Source organism: Dyadobacter diqingensis (genome assembly GCF_024220585.1).
Lineage (GTDB): Bacteria > Bacteroidota > Bacteroidia > Cytophagales > Spirosomataceae > Dyadobacter > Dyadobacter diqingensis.
In genome coordinates this window covers 1,246,106-1,264,134 of sequence record NZ_JAMXKF010000001.1, presented here as the reverse complement: position 1 = coordinate 1,264,134, position 18,029 = coordinate 1,246,106, and the positions used below count along the sequence as shown (strand labels likewise).

16 protein-coding genes are annotated in these 18,029 nt (G+C 44.3%); 6 read left to right on the top strand and 10 right to left on the bottom strand.

Going from position 1 to position 18,029, the window contains the following annotated elements; genetic code table 11:
• Positions 1-74 precede the first annotated feature (74 nt).
• From glmS to M1L62_RS05060, 3 genes are all read left to right on the top strand, one after another.
• Positions 75-1,913: a glutamine--fructose-6-phosphate transaminase (isomerizing) gene (gene glmS / locus M1L62_RS05070; protein WP_254411916.1), complete on the top strand. Its 1,839-nt coding sequence runs from the start codon at positions 75-77 to the stop codon at positions 1,911-1,913.
• 163 nt (positions 1,914-2,076) lie between these two features.
• Positions 2,077-2,676 (top strand): gliding motility lipoprotein GldD, encoded by a 600-nt coding sequence (gene gldD, locus M1L62_RS05065; RefSeq protein WP_254411915.1) that lies wholly within the window; start codon positions 2,077-2,079, stop codon positions 2,674-2,676.
• 72 nt (positions 2,677-2,748) lie between these two features.
• Complete coding sequence (locus M1L62_RS05060) at positions 2,749-3,465, top strand: hypothetical protein (protein ID WP_254411914.1); 717 nt, start codon at positions 2,749-2,751, stop codon at positions 3,463-3,465.
• An 8-nt stretch (positions 3,466-3,473) separates the two neighbouring features.
• On the opposite strand, the gene M1L62_RS05055 is transcribed toward M1L62_RS05060, so the two are convergent.
• The 3 genes from M1L62_RS05055 to M1L62_RS05045 all read right to left on the bottom strand — a co-directional run bounded on the left by M1L62_RS05055 (position 3,474) and on the right by M1L62_RS05045 (position 6,809).
• Positions 3,474-4,262 carry an SDR family NAD(P)-dependent oxidoreductase gene (locus M1L62_RS05055; RefSeq protein ID WP_254411913.1) on the bottom strand — a complete coding sequence of 263 codons (789 nt, stop codon included), beginning with the start codon at positions 4,260-4,262 and terminating at the stop codon, positions 3,474-3,476.
• A 132-nt stretch (positions 4,263-4,394) separates the two neighbouring features.
• Positions 4,395-4,958, bottom strand: coding sequence for a transposase (locus tag M1L62_RS05050; protein WP_254411912.1), 564 nt, complete (start codon positions 4,956-4,958; stop codon positions 4,395-4,397).
• A 132-nt stretch (positions 4,959-5,090) separates the two neighbouring features.
• Entirely contained in the window at positions 5,091-6,809 is a 1,719-nt protein-coding gene (locus tag M1L62_RS05045; protein WP_254411911.1) for an IlvD/Edd family dehydratase, read from the bottom strand.
• A gap of 118 nt (positions 6,810-6,927) precedes the next feature.
• Between M1L62_RS05045 and M1L62_RS05040 the strand changes: the two genes are divergently transcribed.
• Complete coding sequence (locus M1L62_RS05040) at positions 6,928-8,196, top strand: serine hydrolase (protein WP_254411910.1); 1,269 nt, start codon at positions 6,928-6,930, stop codon at positions 8,194-8,196.
• On the opposite strand, the gene M1L62_RS05035 is transcribed toward M1L62_RS05040, so the two are convergent.
• Positions 8,197-8,592, bottom strand: a complete 396-nt coding sequence (locus M1L62_RS05035; RefSeq protein WP_254411909.1) for a MerC domain-containing protein — start codon at positions 8,590-8,592, stop codon at positions 8,197-8,199.
• Positions 8,593-8,790: 198 nt separating this feature from the next.
• On the opposite strand from M1L62_RS05035, the gene M1L62_RS05030 reads away from it, so the two are divergent.
• Complete coding sequence (locus M1L62_RS05030; protein WP_254411908.1) at positions 8,791-9,210, top strand: Fur family transcriptional regulator; 420 nt, start codon at positions 8,791-8,793, stop codon at positions 9,208-9,210.
• Positions 9,211-9,265: 55 nt separating this feature from the next.
• On the opposite strand, the gene M1L62_RS05025 is transcribed toward M1L62_RS05030, so the two are convergent.
• Both M1L62_RS05025 and M1L62_RS05020 read right to left on the bottom strand, forming a co-directional pair.
• Positions 9,266-9,820: a hypothetical protein gene (locus tag M1L62_RS05025; RefSeq protein WP_254411907.1), complete on the bottom strand. Its 555-nt coding sequence runs from the start codon at positions 9,818-9,820 to the stop codon at positions 9,266-9,268.
• A 39-nt stretch (positions 9,821-9,859) separates the two neighbouring features.
• Positions 9,860-12,181: a TonB-dependent receptor gene (locus tag M1L62_RS05020; RefSeq protein WP_254411906.1), complete on the bottom strand. Its 2,322-nt coding sequence runs from the start codon at positions 12,179-12,181 to the stop codon at positions 9,860-9,862.
• A 302-nt stretch (positions 12,182-12,483) separates the two neighbouring features.
• On the opposite strand from M1L62_RS05020, the gene M1L62_RS05015 reads away from it, so the two are divergent.
• Complete coding sequence (locus M1L62_RS05015; protein WP_254411905.1) at positions 12,484-13,209, top strand: hypothetical protein; 726 nt, start codon at positions 12,484-12,486, stop codon at positions 13,207-13,209.
• Positions 13,210-13,224: 15 nt separating this feature from the next.
• Here the strand turns inward: M1L62_RS05015 and M1L62_RS05010 are convergent, their stop codons facing one another.
• From M1L62_RS05010 to clpX, 4 genes are all read right to left on the bottom strand, one after another.
• Entirely contained in the window at positions 13,225-14,286 is a 1,062-nt protein-coding gene (locus M1L62_RS05010; protein ID WP_254411904.1) for an NHL repeat-containing protein, read from the bottom strand.
• 185 nt (positions 14,287-14,471) lie between these two features.
• Positions 14,472-15,434: a 1-phosphofructokinase family hexose kinase gene (locus M1L62_RS05005; protein ID WP_254411903.1), complete on the bottom strand. Its 963-nt coding sequence runs from the start codon at positions 15,432-15,434 to the stop codon at positions 14,472-14,474.
• Positions 15,435-15,580: 146 nt separating this feature from the next.
• Positions 15,581-16,351 carry an SDR family NAD(P)-dependent oxidoreductase gene (locus M1L62_RS05000; protein ID WP_254411902.1) on the bottom strand — a complete coding sequence of 257 codons (771 nt, stop codon included), beginning with the start codon at positions 16,349-16,351 and terminating at the stop codon, positions 15,581-15,583.
• Positions 16,352-16,463: 112 nt separating this feature from the next.
• Entirely contained in the window at positions 16,464-17,708 is a 1,245-nt protein-coding gene (clpX, locus tag M1L62_RS04995; RefSeq protein WP_254411901.1) for an ATP-dependent Clp protease ATP-binding subunit ClpX, read from the bottom strand.
• Between the last annotated feature and the right edge of the window lie 321 nt (positions 17,709-18,029).

The window sequence follows — 18,029 nt, the reverse complement described above, 5'->3', positions numbered from 1 at the left end:
TTGTTATCGAATTGTTATTGCTATTTATTTGCACTCAATATTATACACACATTTAACAATTAATTATATAAAATATGTGCGGAATTGTTGCTTATATAGGAAATAGAGAAGCCTGTCCACTAATTATTAAAGGTCTGAAAAGACTTGAATACCGGGGGTATGATAGTTCCGGTGTTGCTTTGATTGAAGACTCAGAATTGAATATTTATAAGAAAAAGGGAAAAGTGTCTGACCTGGAAAGTCAGCTCACCGAGAAGACCCTCAATGCAAAAATAGGTATCGGGCATACGCGTTGGGCGACCCACGGTGAACCTAACGATGTGAATGCACACCCGCATTTTTCAAATGACCGGAAACTGGCTATCATCCACAATGGTATCATTGAAAATTATGCGTCGATCAAGCAAAATCTGATTCAAAAGGGGCACACTTTTCAAAGTGCTACGGATACCGAAGTTTTGATCCATTTTATTGAAGACATTCAAAAGGAAACTGGAACTTCACTTGAAGAGGCAGTGAGACTGGCTTTGCTGGAAGTTGTAGGGGCGTATGCGATTGTTGTTATGTCTGTTGATTTTCCGGATCAGCTGATCGTTGCAAGGAAGGGAAGCCCGCTGGTGATTGGCGTTGGGAAAGATGAGTTCTTTTTTGCTTCGGATGCTACACCGATTATCGAGTATACAAAAGATGTGGTTTATCTGGATGATTATGAAGTTGCTGTTATCCGTGATGGGAAACTGAGCATTCAAAATCTTGATAATACGCAAAAAGTACCATACATCCAGAAACTTGAAATGGAACTGGAAACCATCGAAAAGGGTGGTTATGACCATTTCATGATCAAGGAAATTTTTGAACAGCCGCGCTCCATTGCCGACAGTATGCGTGGCCGGGTAAGGGCTGACGAAGCGCATTTGCAACTGGGTGGACTGGCCAATTACATTGACAAGCTCGCTGCCTCGGACAGAATTGTCATTGTAGGCTGTGGTACTTCCTGGCATGCCGGCCTGGTGGCTGAGTATTTGTTTGAAGAGCTGGCAAGAATTAACGTTGAAGTTGAATATGCTTCTGAATTTCGTTACAGAAATCCTGTAATTAAAGAAAACGATATCGTTATTGCCATTTCGCAATCTGGTGAAACGGCTGATACGCTGGCTGCCATTGAGCTTGCCAAATCAAAAGGCGCCACGATTTTTGGTGTTTGTAATGTTGTGGGTTCTTCCATCGCACGGGCGTCTCACGCCGGCGCTTATACCCACGCCGGACCCGAAATCGGAGTGGCGAGTACAAAGGCTTTTACAGCCCAGGTGACGGTTTTGACGCTGATTGCGATCGCTACGGCCAAAAGAAAAGGAACCATTTCGGAGGAGACGTACAGACAGCTTTTGGTAGAACTGGAAACAATTCCGGCCAAAGTTGAGCAGGTTTTTGAAAACGCTGCCAAAATCAAGGAAATCGCTTTCATATTTACCTATGCCCGTAATTTTATTTATCTGGGACGTGGTTTGAACTTCCCGGTTGCCCTGGAAGGTGCGCTAAAACTGAAAGAAATTTCTTATATCCATGCAGAAGGATATCCTGCGGCGGAAATGAAACATGGCCCTATCGCGTTGATTGACGAGGATATGCCGGTTGTTTTCCTGGCAACAAAGGATAGTTCTTATGAAAAAATAGTTTCCAATATTCAGGAAGTTAAAGCGCGCAAAGGCCGCGTGATTGCTATCGTGACGGAAGGGGATACGTTAATCCCGACAATGGTTGATTTTGTAATTGAGGTGCCGCGGGTGCATGAGATCCTGACGCCGCTGGTGTCCGTGATTCCTTTGCAACTGTTGTCTTATTACATCGCGGTGATGCGCGGCAGAAACGTGGACCAGCCAAGAAATCTTGCTAAATCCGTGACTGTGGAATAATTGATATTTTCATGTTTCAAATAAAAAAGGGAATTGGTCTCACAAAGACTGGTTTCCTTTTTTAGCTTTTGACCATCGCGGTAAATCAATAAGTCAAAATATTGTAAGGCTCTTTTCGTTAGCTTTGCAGGCAAAATTTCTGTTCAGAGAAATCACCAAATCAATGCAAAATCGTTTTCCTGCTTTTATCATAACGCTTTCTTTTTTATCAGCCTTCCTGTTTTCCTGTGGAAAAGAAGAGCAGGCCTATGTACCCAAACCCAAAGGTTTCAACCGGATTGATCTGCCAGAGCAGCTTTATCAAAAATTGACAGAAAACCATCCTTATACATTTGAGTACTCGAAGTCTGCTAAAATTCTTCCGGATACTTTTGCCCTGGCCGAAAAGGATTGGATTTACATTTATTATCCGCAATTCAAAGCGAATATCCAGCTGACTTATAAGTCTGTCAGAAAGAATCAGACGCTTTTGAGAAACTACATCAATGACTCATTTAAACTGACTGGAAAACACCAGGTAAGGGCTTCCTCGATTCAGGAGCAGAAGTTAAGGACTCGAAATAATTTGACTGCCATGATCTTTAAAATTGAAGGTGATGTGCCAAGTCCTTATCAGTTTTACACCACCGACAGTACTACTCATTTCCTTCGTGGTGCCATTTATTTTTCTACTGCCACGAAAAATGACTCCTTAACACCGGTTATCAATTTCATACAAAAAGATATGATCCATTTGCTCAATACGCTGGAATGGAAGAGATAAAGTGTCCGGGACTATTGTGGTGAAAGGCGGAAGAATGTATCTTTGAAAATAATATTTAACACTTCACAAAAGATGGCCAGAAAACAAATAAAAAATCAGCTCCCACTCGATTTTTCAGTCCGCGGCAATAGAATTATTTTGCATTTGGGACAAATAGAATGTCAGCGGGCAGCGGATCAGTTATTTGATGAACTGGTTAATGGCGACTGGGTAATCGAGCCGGCCGGTGAAGTGGCTGATGTTTCATACGCACAGGATATTGTCCATCAGATCGGACATAAACTTCCTTATCCCGAGGGAATCAAGATTGCCCAGCTGCATAATATCGATTCAAGCTTTAAGGGATTCTCAGCTATGTATCACCAGAAAGGCTGGGTATTTGTTAATGCGGCTTCGGAATTTAACGAGCGGAATTACCATATCCATTTGCTGACCGTGTCGCTGGGGCTGCATAGTTCTTACGCCAATCCGGTTTCACTTGCGAACCGTTCAGAGCAGTTGATTTTTGACGCTTTGCTGCCCTTTAAAGATGTGGAGAGCTTTTTCAGGGATGATATTTCTAAAATCCCCGGATTTTTAGCCTCTGATATTGCCAACTTTTTCAAAGTACCTTTCCCGATCGTGTTAAAACGGGCGCTTCAATTGAGGATTATTTCGGATGAACAATACCGCAATTTTATGACGGTTAAGCCTGTTTCTTCCGCAAAACCAAGAGAACTTTTTATTTCGAAAGAAGGAAATATTGACGATCTGGAAGCTCAGTTGTTTGCGGAAGGTTTAGGCGAATAATTAAATTTTCAGACATCCATATTGCTCAGATCGGGCAGCGGACTCACCGATGTCCAGCCACCGTCTACAATCAGACTTTGTCCTGTTATATGTCCCGAGTAGGGAGAAAGCAGGAATAAGGCTGCGTTGGCGATATCCTCGCAAATGGCGGGGCGTCCCATAGGTGTTATGGCCGACCAGGTTTTAGGATAGGTCGGGTCAGTCGTTAAAGTTCTTTCGGTAAGCGTGGCACCGGGAGCTACGGCGTTGATCGTGATTCCATGCGGGGATAATTCCAGAACCAGGTTTTTGGCCAGCATTTCGAGGCCGGCTTTGGTCATGGCATAAGCTCCCAGAAACTGATGCGACTGATGTCCCACAACGGATGACATCAGCAAAATTCTTCCACCTGATTTTTGAGATCTTATCTGTCTGGCCGCGGCCTGTGTTAGCAGAAATGAGCCCATCAGGTTCACTTCCAATACTTTTTGGAGATTCTCTTTGGGGTAATCAAAGAAGTCGCCGAACAGCGTAATGCCTGCATTGGCGACTGCTATGGTTAGTTTTCCAAAACAGCTTACGGCTTCTTCAACCATGCCATCGATAATTTCTGTCTGGGAGGCATCTCCGGCAAACGCGACGCACTCGCCGCCCAGGGCGCGGATGCTTTTCGCCGCCTCCGTTGCCAACTCAGGATCGGCGTCATTTAAAATTACACAAGCTCCCTTTACTGCTAGTTGTTTGGCAATCTCAAATCCAATCCCCTGGCCCGCGCCGGTAACAATGGCAACTTGATTATTAAATAGTTGGGTGCTCATAATATTAATACGTTAATGTTTATTACCCATCGGATGGTGAAAAAGCCATCCGATCGGGTTGTTTCGTCCGACGGCTTTTTCGGCCGTCGGACGGATATAAAACAGCATGGTAAATGACACCATTGAGGTCACTTAAAGTATTTTATCCAGATATTCTTTTTCAATAACCTGGTTTGACAATTTTAAAAATTCACTACCATTTTCCGGAATGTTCAACAGTAGTCGTGCTTTTTCCAAGTTACACATTTTATCATTTCTTGTCAGCGCATAACTCTTTGCTGAACTAAATTCCCAATTTTCAATTGCGCTCACCAAGCCCGCCCGCAGCGGATTTTGATGAATATAGTGAAAACAAATTTCTGCATGCTGCGTATTGTTCTCTAATGATTTTGCTTTGGTATGTTGCTGAAACAACGAGCCCGTTCTGTTTTCTTGCTTGTTAATCGCCTGAGAATAGGAACTTAAAATAATCTGAATAGCCTTATTTATCGAGTTGTCCTGTATATTTTCTTTTGAAGCTATCAGGAAATGAAAGTGATTGGGCATCAGACAATAAGCCAGCAGATCACAATGTTTGAGCAGGTGATCGTTTATCTTTTTCAGGAAATAAATATAATTGCCATAGTTAAAAAAGATTTTTTGAGCATTATTTCCCCTGTTATACACGTGATAAAGTGTGTTTGATCTAAATTCCATAAGTGTGTGTGGTTGATGCTATGCTGTAAACATAGCTTATTGAACTGGTATCGGTGTGTGTTGATTTGGTTTCAATCTTGTTGTTTACCCGTCGGATGGCAAAAAAGCCATCCGACGGGCTCCCCCAAACACTTAATGCGAATCACGCGTCACTTTGTCTCCCGATCCACCTCTCAGGAAGTCCAGATCCGCACCTTCGTGCGCCTGGGTGACGTGGTTTATATGAAGATTAACGTAACCACGGTTGTAACCCATATCCAGCGGTTTCCATAATTTCCGGCGTTGTTCCAATTCTTCATCCGAAACTTCCAGATTCAGCTTTCTGTTTGCAACATCCAGTTCAATGATATCTCCATCCTGCACGAGAGCCAGAACACCGCCAACCGCTGCTTCCGGTGAAACGTGCAAAACAACGGTTCCGAACCCGGTTCCGCTCATACGACCGTCGGAAATACGGACCATGTCTATAACTCCTTTTTCCAGCAGTTTTTTAGGAAGCGACATGTTGCCAACTTCCGGCATACCCGGGTAACCTTTTGGCCCAACATTCTTTAAAACCAGAATACTGTTCTCATCGACATCCAGCGCCGGGTCGTCCAGTCTTGCTTTGTAGTCATCTATATCTTCAAAAACGATTGCTTTTCCGCGGTGTTGCATCAGCTCCGGTTTCAGTGAAGCGGAAGGCTTGATCACAGCGCCGTTTACGCACAAATTACCACGAACCACAGCCAGACCTGTTAGATTTTTCACCGGTTCTTCCAGTGTTCCGATTACCTCAGTGTCAAAACATTCGGCAGAAGCACAGTTTTCAGCAACAGTTTTACCATTGGCAGTAATGGCATCTTTATGGAGCAGAGAAAGCATTTCTTTAATTACCACCGGCAATCCGCCCGCGTAATAAAAATCTTCCATGAAATATCCGCCCGAAGGTTGCAGATTGAGTAGCAACGGGATTTTTTCGCATAAAGCATTGAAATCGTCAAGTGAAAGCTCAACCCCGATGCGGCCTGCGATGGCCAGCAAGTGGATTACAAAATTGGTAGAGCCACCGATAGCCGCGTTCAGCATGATGGCATTTTCAAATGCTTCACGCGTTAATATCTGCGACAATCTCAAATCATCTTTTACCATTTGTACAATCCGGCGGCCGGACAGGTGCGCAATAACTTTTCGACGTGAGTCCGCTGCTGGTATCGCCGCGTTTTCGGGCAAGGTCAAGCCAAGTGATTCTACCATACAAGCCATGGTGGAAGCTGTTCCCATAACCGCGCAATGTCCCTGGCTGCGACACATACAGGCCTCCGCAGTAGTAAGTTCTTCTTGTGAAATTTCTCCCTTACGATACATTTCACTGAAACGCCATACATCACTTGTACCAATGGTTTTGCCACGATAACGTCCGGTAAGCATAGGGCCTCCTGAAACGACGATGGTCGGGATATCAACACTGGCAGCTCCCATGACCAACGAAGGAGTGGTTTTATCGCAACCGCAAAGTAATACCACACCGTCGATCGGGTTGGCGCGGATTGATTCTTCTACGTCCATACTCGCCAGGTTGCGGTACAACATGGCCGTCGGTTTTATTAAGGTTTCGCCCAGAGACATGACCGGAAACTCCAACGGGAAACCACCTGCTTCCCAAACTCCTCTTTTCACGGATTCGGCAAGTTCACGGAAATGTCCGTTGCAGGGAGTCAGTTCTGAAAACGTGTTACAGATACCAATGACAGGGCGTCCTTCGAATTCATCTGCCGGATATCCCTGGTTTTTCATCCATGCTCTGTATATAAACCCGTCTTTTCCTGACTTACCAAACCAGCCGCGGCTGCGCAATTTATTTTCTTCCATTATTCGCCATTGTTTATATTCGAATAAGTAAAGGCAGAAAGTGGTTAAATATAATTCTGTCCGTCCTTTAAAAAGTAAAATATAGTATCTTCGTTAAACACGTGCTCCCGGTTAACCTATGATTTCGTCAGATATTATCAGAACACTTTCGTTAAAAATATTTACCTGCTTTATTCTCGGCATGATCTCAGCTCCGGTATCTGCACAAATCATTCACAACGGACAGTTTCTTGAAAAACTTCTGAAAAAACACTCAACCCATTTAGCCAGCGTACTTGATAATCCTGACAAATACGAAGTTCAGATTCTTTATACCAAAATAGACCGTAACAGGAAAAATGAGCCGCATTTTACCACCTACGGGTATCATGTTAACAACGCCAAATATTTTTATCCTGCCAGCACCGTGAAGTTGGCCGCGGTTGTGCTTGCGCTGGAAAAGTTAAATAAACTGGGGATCGACAAAAATACGCCGATGCTTACCGGTGCGGATCGTCCTGAACAAACCGCTGTTACGGCTGACACAACCGCTGAGGATAAATTGCCATCGGTAGCACATTATGCCAGAAAGATATTATTGGCAAGCGACAATGATGCTTTTAACAGATTGTATGAATTCATTGGGCAGGCAGATTTTAATGACTCGCTGCATGCCAAAGGATATAAAGATGTAAGAATCACGCATCGGCTGGAATCTTCCATCGGGGCTGAAAATAACCGTTATACCAATCCTGTTAAATTCATTAAAGACGGAAAGGTGGTTTACGAGCAGCCGGGGAAATATTCGGAGAAAAAATACATTTCACCTGAGCCGGTAAAATTGGGGAAAGGTTATATGAAAAACGGGGCTCTGGTAAATGAGCCTTTCGATTTTACGGAGAAAAACTTCTTTGCGCTGGAAGAGCAGCACAAGCTTCTGAAATCTCTTTTCTTTCCTGAACAGGTTCCGGCCCGGCAAAGATTCAACCTGACCGCTGAGGATTACCGGTTTTTATACCAATACATGTCGCAATTCCCGGTGGAAACGGAATTTCCGGCCAATTATACGGACGACTATTACGATGGATATTGCAAGTTTTTACTTTTTGGCGGAACAAAAACGAGGTTGCCGAGGCATATCCGTTTGTTCAACAAATGTGGCGATGCCTACGGTTATCTGCTCGACAATGCCTACATCGCCGATTTCGAAAAGGGGATAGAATTTATGCTGACGGCGGTCATTTATTGTAATGAAGACCAGATTTTCAACGATGATCACTATGATTACGAGACGATCGGGTTACCGTTTATGCGTGATTTGGGAAAAGCTGTTTTTGACTACGAACTGGGGAGGCATCGTCCAGTCCGTCCCGATCTTAGCCGTTTCGAAGTCCGGTATGATAAATGATCAGGAAACTTTGAATTTTGTCTGTGGCGCAAACTGGCAAATGTACAGGTTGATCAGATGTCCGGTGATTAACAACGCGGAGCCAAGATAACCAAGCCATTGGAATACGACGTTACGCTCTTCAAAGATAAGCGAGACCGCAAAAAGCAGAAGAGCTGACCAAAGCAAAATCCTTACAAAAACAGACCGGTGTTCGCGGGTAGCGAAATAAACCGCTGCGGCGTTGATCAGAATAAAGAGATAGTCGAGTGAAAGGAAACCGATGTGCATGTGATGGTCATGTCCGAAAGCAGAGCCAAGCGCCAGTACAGGCATGGCAAGACAATGTACAATACAAAGCAATGAACCAAGTATGCCGATGTAATCTGCTTTGTTGTGAGAATGACTAATTTTCATGCGTAAATACAATAAGGTTGCAAAAGTAACGGTAATCTGTAACACTTGCAACGATGTTGCAGTGTTTTTTGTTCAATATTTATTAAGCCGGAGAAAAGAATTTATCTTTGTGAGGATTTTGCTGAACTTAGAACTTAACTTTGGACTGGAAGGTTTTTAAGAAAGCCGAAACCAGATTAAGAATTAAATTGGTTGAAAATGGAACAGTTAAGAGAAACACTCAAAGGCCATCATTTGCGTACGACAACGTGCAGAGAAGATGTTCTTTTGACGTTCATGAATAAAAAAAATGCGCTTTCTCATGGTGATCTTGAAGGAGCGTTGGGAGAAAATTACGACCGCGTAACGATATACCGAACTTTAAAAACTTTTTTGGAAAAAGGAATTATCCATAAGGTGCTGGATGATGAAGGGCTTCGGTACGCACTTTGCTCGCATCAGTGCTCGGAAGAGAAACATCAGCACGACCACATTCACTTTAAGTGCAATGAGTGCGGAAAAACCAATTGCCTGGAAAATTTACATATCCCTAATGTGGCGCTGCCGGCCGGATATCAGCCTGAAAGTTTCAATTTACTGATCCAGGGAAAATGTCCCGAATGTCTGGGAAATAATTAAGATACAAAAAACGAGTTCAGAAAATATCTGAACTCGTTTTTTGTATCATGGATATCTACTTGACTTTCACATTAAAATCAAGATTAACGTCATCGCTGCCTGGTCCGGGAGTGCCGTTTTTAGCATTGGGTTGGTGACGCAACTGTACTTTCAGTTTTCCTGTACCGGCGACACCTGCCTTGGCCGTTCCCGTCAGTCCGATCGGATAATTGTTTTTGTCTTTATCTCCGTATGTATAAGTCAGTAAAGACGCTGGACTTGGCGTGAAAACCAATAAGTGTTCGTCCGATTTTTCAGTAATTTCTTCCGTAATATTATCCACAGGCGTTTTGCTTTCGTCGAGGAACTCAACGGCCAACGTATAACTTGTGTTGGCTTTTAGCGATACCGTGTCGAATTTTGTTGGTGCATTTCCTCCGTCTCCGTCCGGATCTTTGTAGGAGAATGAAGTAACGGTATTCGTCCCGGATTCGGTAAATTTAAGTGTTACGGACGTGATCAGTTCGTTTTCATCATCCACTTCGACCTCATCTCCGGAGTCCTTGCATTGGGTAAATAAGGTGGCTACGCCAAATAACAACATCCAGGTTAACTTACGGTTCATTTTCATACTTTACTTGTTTTATGTATTGTAAATAGGGAAATCATATCAGGCGCCAAACTTCCATTTGATGCGGAGCGAAGCATTTCTGCCAATATCGTCGGAGTAATAGCGGAAGCGGTTCATATAATCGCGGTAAACGGTATTGAAAAGATTCGTGACAGAGATCCCGACTTCCAGCTGCTGTTTCTCAGAAATGTGAATTGTTCCGCCTGCCTGGATATTCCAGAGTGAATACGCTGCCGGCGGAGGTAAAAAGTCACTCGCTGGCGGTACTCTTTTCTGATGGGCAACCCAAAGATTTCCAGCCGAAAAATACAGGTTATGCCATTTTCCAAGTTCCGGCAGTTCGTATTTGAGCTGATTGTCCAGCCTGTTTGCAGGGATCATTACCAGGTAGCTGTCATTACGCTTGTCGTAAGCCCGCAGGTAACTCAGCTTGCTCGTTATTGTAAGGTTTTTCACAAACTGCCAGGCACCGGAAATATCGATTCCTTTGAAAGATGCATCCGTTTGTGTGTATTTAAAATAAGGAAATGCACCACGAACGGTCAGGATCGGATCGGGCTGAGGTTTCAGGTAAATGAAATCTTTGATATAGTTATAATAACCACCGATTTCAATCGTGAGTTTTTCACTGGCATACTTCACGCTGGCAATGGTGTTCAGTGCTTTTTCAGGATGTAATGTCGAGTCGCCTTTTTCAAAAGCCGCAGCGCCATGGTGTACACCGTCGCTGAAAAGCTCGCTGACGTTGGGTGCCCGCCAGGCGGTACCGGCATTTAACCGCGCCGATAAATTGGGTGAAAAATTCCGGGTTGCCCCGATGGTACCCGAGCCATTGGAAAAAGTAAAATCGTTGGATACTTTTTTACGGCTTACAATCCGGTGCGTACTCAGCGTCCGGTAGTCATAGCGTGCTCCTGCTTCAAATTCCCAGTCATTTTTCACATAACGCTCAATCCAGAAAATGCCAATATTAAACTGATTGAAGTTTGGGATCAGGGGGCGGCCGGTCATCAGGTTATATTGATACAGCGTGCTGACACCGATCTGCCCTGAAATTTTTCCGGCAATGGGTTTATGATCCCAGATGACATCATTGGTTAACGTATGGAGTTTGAAAGTCAGCTCCGGGTGATTGAGCGAAGCGATCGAATCATTCCGCGGCACGTGCAGATCATACTCATTCCGGTTATTGATCTGCTGTGCGATCGTCCATTGCAAGCGATTCCCGTCTTTAAAATGATAATGTGTTTCGGCTTTTAAAAGATCGTGTGTAACGTTTTGATTTGGTCTCCCGATTTTATAACTGAAACCTGATTTTACGAATGGCTCGCCATTGTTGATGACATTCAGTAAGTCGGTGACACTGCCGATGTGCGATCCCGAAAAAATGCCAATCTTGGTGTCGAAACGGCTGTAAAATAAATCGATACCGAAACCCTTTTTACGATAACCAGCGCCAATCGAAAAGTTTTTTTCACTGATACCCGTATTATCCAGGAAATAATTCGGCGTACGGATATTTCCACCGCGTTTGATCGTGCCCTGTGCCCGCCAGCCAAATCCTGATAATCCTTTTACACCGCCCTGTAAAGTAGATGAAGCAACCCCCTGACGTCCGTTGCTAAAACCAACGAGATTGACTTCTCCGCTCAATGGTTTGTTGAAAGGAAGTTCTTCCGGCTCCACAAGAATAACGCCGCCAATGGCATCAGAACCATAACGAACGCCCGCGGCGCCCTTGATGACCGACATACGTGTAGCCACAAAAGGATCAATTTCCGGAGCGTGTTCAGAGCCCCACTGCTGGCCTTCCTGCCTGACCCCGTTGTTCATGATCAGCACGCGGTTGCTGTGCAAGCCATGGATAACCGGTTTAGAAATGGAAGAACCGGTTTGCATCGTCGTGACGCCGGTAATGCCTTTCAGGCTTTCGCCAAGGGCCTGTCCTCTGGTCTGTTCCAGATCATTGCCGGATAGGGTCGTTAAGGGTTGTGAAGACGGGGCATCGGTGCGGTGTGCAGTGATCTCGACATCCTTCAAATGCACCTCCTGTTCTTCCAGATTGAAGTTTTCTTCGTGACCGGCCGTCAGATCAATAGTCTGTTTATAGGCATTATACCCAACAATTCGGGCTTCAAGCTGATAAGTCCCCGGGCATAAATTCCGGATTTCATATCGTCCTTTATCATCTGTAAAAACGCCGGTATTTTTCCCGATAAGCAAAACCGTCGCACCCACCACAGGCTGGCCGCTATGCTGGTCCTTGACAATGCCGCGGATAAAGCAGGCACAGGTCGGGTTTTGCGCATGGCCCAGGGAAATAACTGCCAGGGAAAGGATTAAAAAAAAATATTTTTTCATCGGGTTATTCGGGGATCGATAAGTTAAAGAGCTGATTTCTATAAGAAAATTCTCTTAGTCCTATATTGTCCGGGTTATGTTCAAGAATAGGAGTGAAACGGGTTTACAAGGAATAACTCGTTTTGTTACAACGTTGCAAAAGTACAATTCATGCAACTGTGTTGCAATAAAAATTCATAATTTCTTCATGGGTTTTATTTTAACCGAGTAAATTTGCTGACTGATTATGAATGGGAATACCAGATCAGTCCATCTTAAATTTCTTAAATGTGTCTGATCTTCTACTTATAAAAATACTTTTAATGCCTCCACTCATCGCCGGGGTCACATTGTCGGTAAGGAAATGGGGAGAGGGGTTTGGCGGATGGATAGGAGGTTTTCCCTGGGTAGCGGGTCCGATCTCGTTTTTTATAGCCATGGAAAACGGAGCGGTTTTCGCCGCGTCGACGATTCCCTCGGCCCTGATGGGATCCATCGGTACTACTTTTTTCGCATTGATCTATTCAATCGTTGCCCCGCGGTTGTCCTGGCTTCCGACGGTTTTGATTAGCTATGTCGCCTTTTTTGTTGTTGCGCTGGCCTCCCTGGGACGGACACCGTCACTTCCTTTTGCCGTGGCTCTTAACCTTATTGTGCTTTCAGGTGTTTTGTACATCTTTCCAAAACCAAAAGGCAAAGGAGAATATAGGAAAAATCCGACTTACGATATTCCCTTGCGGATGTTTGTCGCGACGTTATTTGTGGTTTTGCTGACCCAGCTTTCCGAAAAACTTGGCCCGACGTGGAGTGGAATTCTGACACCTTTTCCCATCATGACTTCAACGCTGGCTGTTTTTACCCATTCGCAGCAAGGCCCGCAGGCAGCAGCGCGAATACTCTACGGATTGCTGCTTGCGGGGTATGGATTTGTCGTATTTCTGTTGGGAGTCTGGTGGCTAGTGCCCAAAATGGCCATAGGCATGGCTTATGGAATCCTGGCCATCGTCGTTATGACTGTCAACGCTTTGCTGATCAAACTAATCCGTTAAAATCATCCTTCGGCATTAAACCCGTTCCAGTTTTACAGGATAGGTTTTTTTCGCATTCCACTGACAAACGTAAATGTTTTTGTCCTGATCGATACACACGTCGTGGCAGTGCATGAATATCGGTTTGTCCTGAACCATCATTTGCAATTTACCGCCAATATATTCCGGTTTTGTTCCACCCGGATTGGAGATAACTTTATTGTTTTTGTCAAGAATGGTAACAAAACCGGAGTTCGGAGTCTGGTTATAATAACGTAAACGCGACCAGCAAACTCCTGCATACAATGTGTCGTCGTTGATGACCGGACGGCAAACAAAGGCACCCGGAAGAAAAATCGTGGACAGATATTTTCCGTCTAATGTAAAACGTTTGAATGAATTGTGGACACGCGAGGTAACCAGCAAAGTTGGATTTGCCTTATCCCGGTAATCCACCGTAATACCGTGCGCCGTTGAAAACTGGCTGTCGCCGTCACCCGAACCGCCGAACTTGTCAATAAATTCTCCTTTCGGGGTGTATCGTAAAATCCACTGAGAACCATAACCGTCCGCGATGTAAATCGTGCCATCGGGGCCGATCGCGGTTTCAGTCGGTTTGAATGCATCAGCTTCTTTGTAGGCGCCAACCTTTGAGGGATGTTCGATGGTTAACAGGATTTTTCCCTTCATATCGGTTTTAAAAACCTTGCCGATGTTGGGATCGCAGACAAATAGAAACTCTTCTCCGTTTGCATTCCAAAGCGTCAGACCGTGCCCTCCCGGAAATTCGTGTCCCCAGCTGTCAAGCAGTTTTCCTGAACGATCATAGATCAGGATATTATTTTTCACCTCATCGCCAACCATAATCAGCCGCCCTTTGCTATCCTGTACCATTTCGTGGCAGTTGTTGATCGGGAACTTGGAAGAATCAAGGTTTCCCCAACCCTGATGAACACGGTATCGGTGTGAGCCATGGCCAATAATTTCTCCATCCGCTTTTGGCTTGGCGTGAAGTATATAAAAGGGCTTGAAGGTAAGCGCTGTGGCTGTTACAGCAGCAAGCTTTGCGAATTGACGGCGTGAGTGTTTCTGATCCATTGATAATTGTTTTCATGGAAAAGACGTGTCAATTAAATTTCTCCCTATGTCTTATGAAAAGAGCCTACCGTTTTTTAGACGATAAGCTCTTTTTTAAATTATAATTTATAACCGAATAGTTTATGATATATCCGGTTTTTAAGTAGTATGCAGCCTGAATATATTTTTCGCAGCGATCTTCAAAATCAGGAATTTCCGGAGTAACGCTTTCCGTAACGGTTCAGCCAGTCCATCAGCTTATTCACATCCTGCATTTTGAACAATTCGCTTCCGGCGTTCATCGTCGCCGCAGATCCGCAGGCAACCCCCATTCTCACAGCCTCTCTCAATGATTTGCCTTGTGAAAGCGTCCAGACAATACCGGCCACCATACTGTCGCCGGCACCAACGGCACTTTTTTTCTTCACAGGCGGTGCGGGAATATGTTCGACCTGATCTTCTGTAACGAGCATAGCACCCATAGCACCCATGGATACCACCACAACCTCACACTGATTACGGATGATCAATGCGCGGGCAGCGTCGTCAACATCGTCCATTTCAAGTTTTTCCACACCAACGAGCTGACTTAACTCCGTAATGTTGGGCTTCAACAGATAAACACCGGCTTCGGTTGCCGATTTCAGCGCATCTCCGGACGCATCTGCAATAAAACGTGCACCCTGTTTGTGTGCGATTTTTGCGATTTGCCCATAAAAATCAGCAGGAGCACCCGGCGGCAAGCTTCCGCTGGCTATGATGTAAGAAGGTTTTGGGTCAAATTCTTCGATTGTTTCAAGAATTGAGCGTACCTCTGTTGGCATTAACTCTGTACCGGGCACACCAAAGCGGTATTGAAATCCTGTACTTGTTTCCAGCACGTGAAAATTTTCGCGGGTCCACTGTTTGGTTTCAATAACCATCGTTTCCACACCCTCACTTTTCACGAGTTTGTGCAGGCGCTGTCCCGTTGGTCCGCCAATCGTGAATATGGCAATCGGATTTCCACCAAGACGATGAATAGCCTTGGCAACATTAATTCCACCACCACCGGCTTCAAAGTTTGGAGTGTCACAACGAAGCTTGTTTTCCGGTACAATGCGGTCAACGTTAGCACTCTTGTCCAAAGCCGGGTTAATAGTCAGGGTAACAATGGGTCCGGTAGCCATATTTTTTGAAATTATTTAATATTTAATTGAAATCCGTTACTAAAAATCGTGTCTGCTTGACGAAATTACGTGAATATAAACAGAAAAGTGAGTTACGGTTATTTCAATTTAAATTATCACGAATAAATACGTAAAACTTTTCGTACTTAACCTTCCGTCAGATTCCAGCCTCCGTCGACCGTGAGTGTCTGTCCGGTGGTGAATTTGGAAAGGTCCGACATGAAGTAAACAGCCGCTCCGTCCAGGTCAGCAGGTAAGCCAAAACGGCCACCGTTTAATGTCTGTTTTGCACTGATAAACTCTTCAATCTGCTGATCCTTATTCTGCGCGCTTTCAATAATGGATGGTGCCAGCACATTGATACGGATATTGTTTGGTGCATAAGTGGCAGCAATAGACTTTGAAAACCCGATAACCGCTGACTTGGCAGTCGCATAGGCATGTGCCGAAAAATGACCCGGGAAAGGAGAGAAGTCAAGCGCCGAGCTCATATTTAAGATCGCGCCGCCTTTGCCCATACCCAGAAAAGCCTGGACAGCTGCCTGATTCGATAACATGAGGGACGTCAGGTTCAGGTCGAGCGTATTGTTCCATCCGCTTAACGTAAGCTGATGCAATGGACCGTCGCCGTATTTTTTTCCGCTTCCACCTGCTACGTGGTATAACGCGTCAAAACTTCCAAATTCACGAATACATAATTGAATAGCTTCCAAAGCGGTGTTTGGTTGCGTTGCGTCACCCTGTTTCGCCCGCGCCTGACTGCCGAGCTGGAGTTCAGCTACCAGACAGTTTTCAGGATTTCTTCCCACCACAACCACATTTCCACCATGTTTTACAAAAGCTTTGGCGGCCGAAAATCCCAAACCCGTGGTTCCTCCGATGATAACGATATTCTTATTTGACAGCCAATTTTCCATAATCTTTTCAATTTTTGATGCAAAATAGAACTATTGCCATAGAATATGAAATAAAAACGCCTTGCATCTCCGTTGAGGAGCCGCAAGGCGTTTTATATGAGGTATTAACTGTCTAAGCTACTGAACGTAATAGCGACATGGATGATTTGCTGAATTTCTCCTGCGCATAATCCAGGGTCATTGTAAACTCTTTCACATCCTTTTGAGATGGCAGGTCAAACATAGCATCCGTCATGATCGACTCGCAAATCGCACGAAGTCCGCGGGCACCCAGTTTACAAAGCATTGCCTGATCAACGATGAAATCGAGAACTTCTTCATCAAAATGAAGGGTAATGCCTTCCATTGCAAAAAGCTTGCTGTATTGTTTAACCAAAGCATTTTTTGGCTCAGTCAAAATGCGACGCAGTGTTTCACGATCAAGTGGATTCAAATGTGTAAGCACCGGCAGACGGCCAATAAGTTCAGGGATCAGACCGAAAGATTTCAAATCCTGGGCTGTTACGTAACGCATCAGATTTCCTTTGTCGAAAATCTCGATGATACGATTATCTCCCGAAAATCCGATCGGACGCGTGTTGATACGTTTCGCGATATGGCGTTCGATACCATCGAAAGCTCCCCCGCAAATGAAAAGAATATTTTCAGTATTGATTGTGATCATTTTCTGATCCGGGTGCTTACGGCCACCCTGCGGCGGTACGTTCACAGACGAACCTTCCAGCAATTTCAAAAGTGCCTGCTGTACACCTTCTCCGCTGACATCACGTGTGATGGATGGGTTATCGGATTTACGTGCAATTTTATCCATTTCATCGATGTAAACGATGCCGCGCTCTGCTGCTTCCACATTGTAGTCGGCAGCCTGCAAAAGACGTGTCAAAATAGTTTCTACATCTTCCCCAACATAACCTGCTTCTGTGACAACGGTTGCATCGGCAATACAAAACGGTACCTGAAGTATACGTGCAATGGACTTGGCAAGATACGTTTTACCGGTTCCGGTTTCACCTACCATAATAATATTCGATTTTTCAATCACCACGTCATCGTCTGTAACTGTTTGGTTAAGGCGTTTGTAGTGGTTGTAAACCGCAACGGCCAATGAACGCTTTGCTTCGTCCTGACCTATAACATATTGTTCGAGAAAACGCTTGATTTCAGTCGGAGGGATTGACTTAAGCTTTGGTAATTTTGTCTTCTTTTCTTTTTTATCGTCTTTGGAATTCAACTCTTCCGTAATAACCTGATACCCCTGTGCAATACAGTGATTGCATATATGGGCATCTATCCCCGAGAGTAACAGTTCAACTTCATTTTTTTTGCGTCCGCAAAACGAACAACTAACTTGTGCCATTGGTGAATATATACAGTTATTGAATTTACTATTATTGATCAGATACTTATGGAAATAATTGTATCATGAAAAATACTATTGGATAATGTTCTATAACAAAAGGATCGCGGGCAATGTTTCAAAACCCGGAAATTCCTGTGAATACTTTATCTCTTAAAATTAATAATCACGTTTTAATTACAAATAAAGACGGAAAACGTGCTGAACTACCATGATAAGATGACCAGTATCAGAAAACGGAGCAACTTTATTCTTAATCAATGCAATAGAAAATTTTGCCAAAGTTCCGGCTTTTTAAGCTTGTTACCAAATTCAATATAG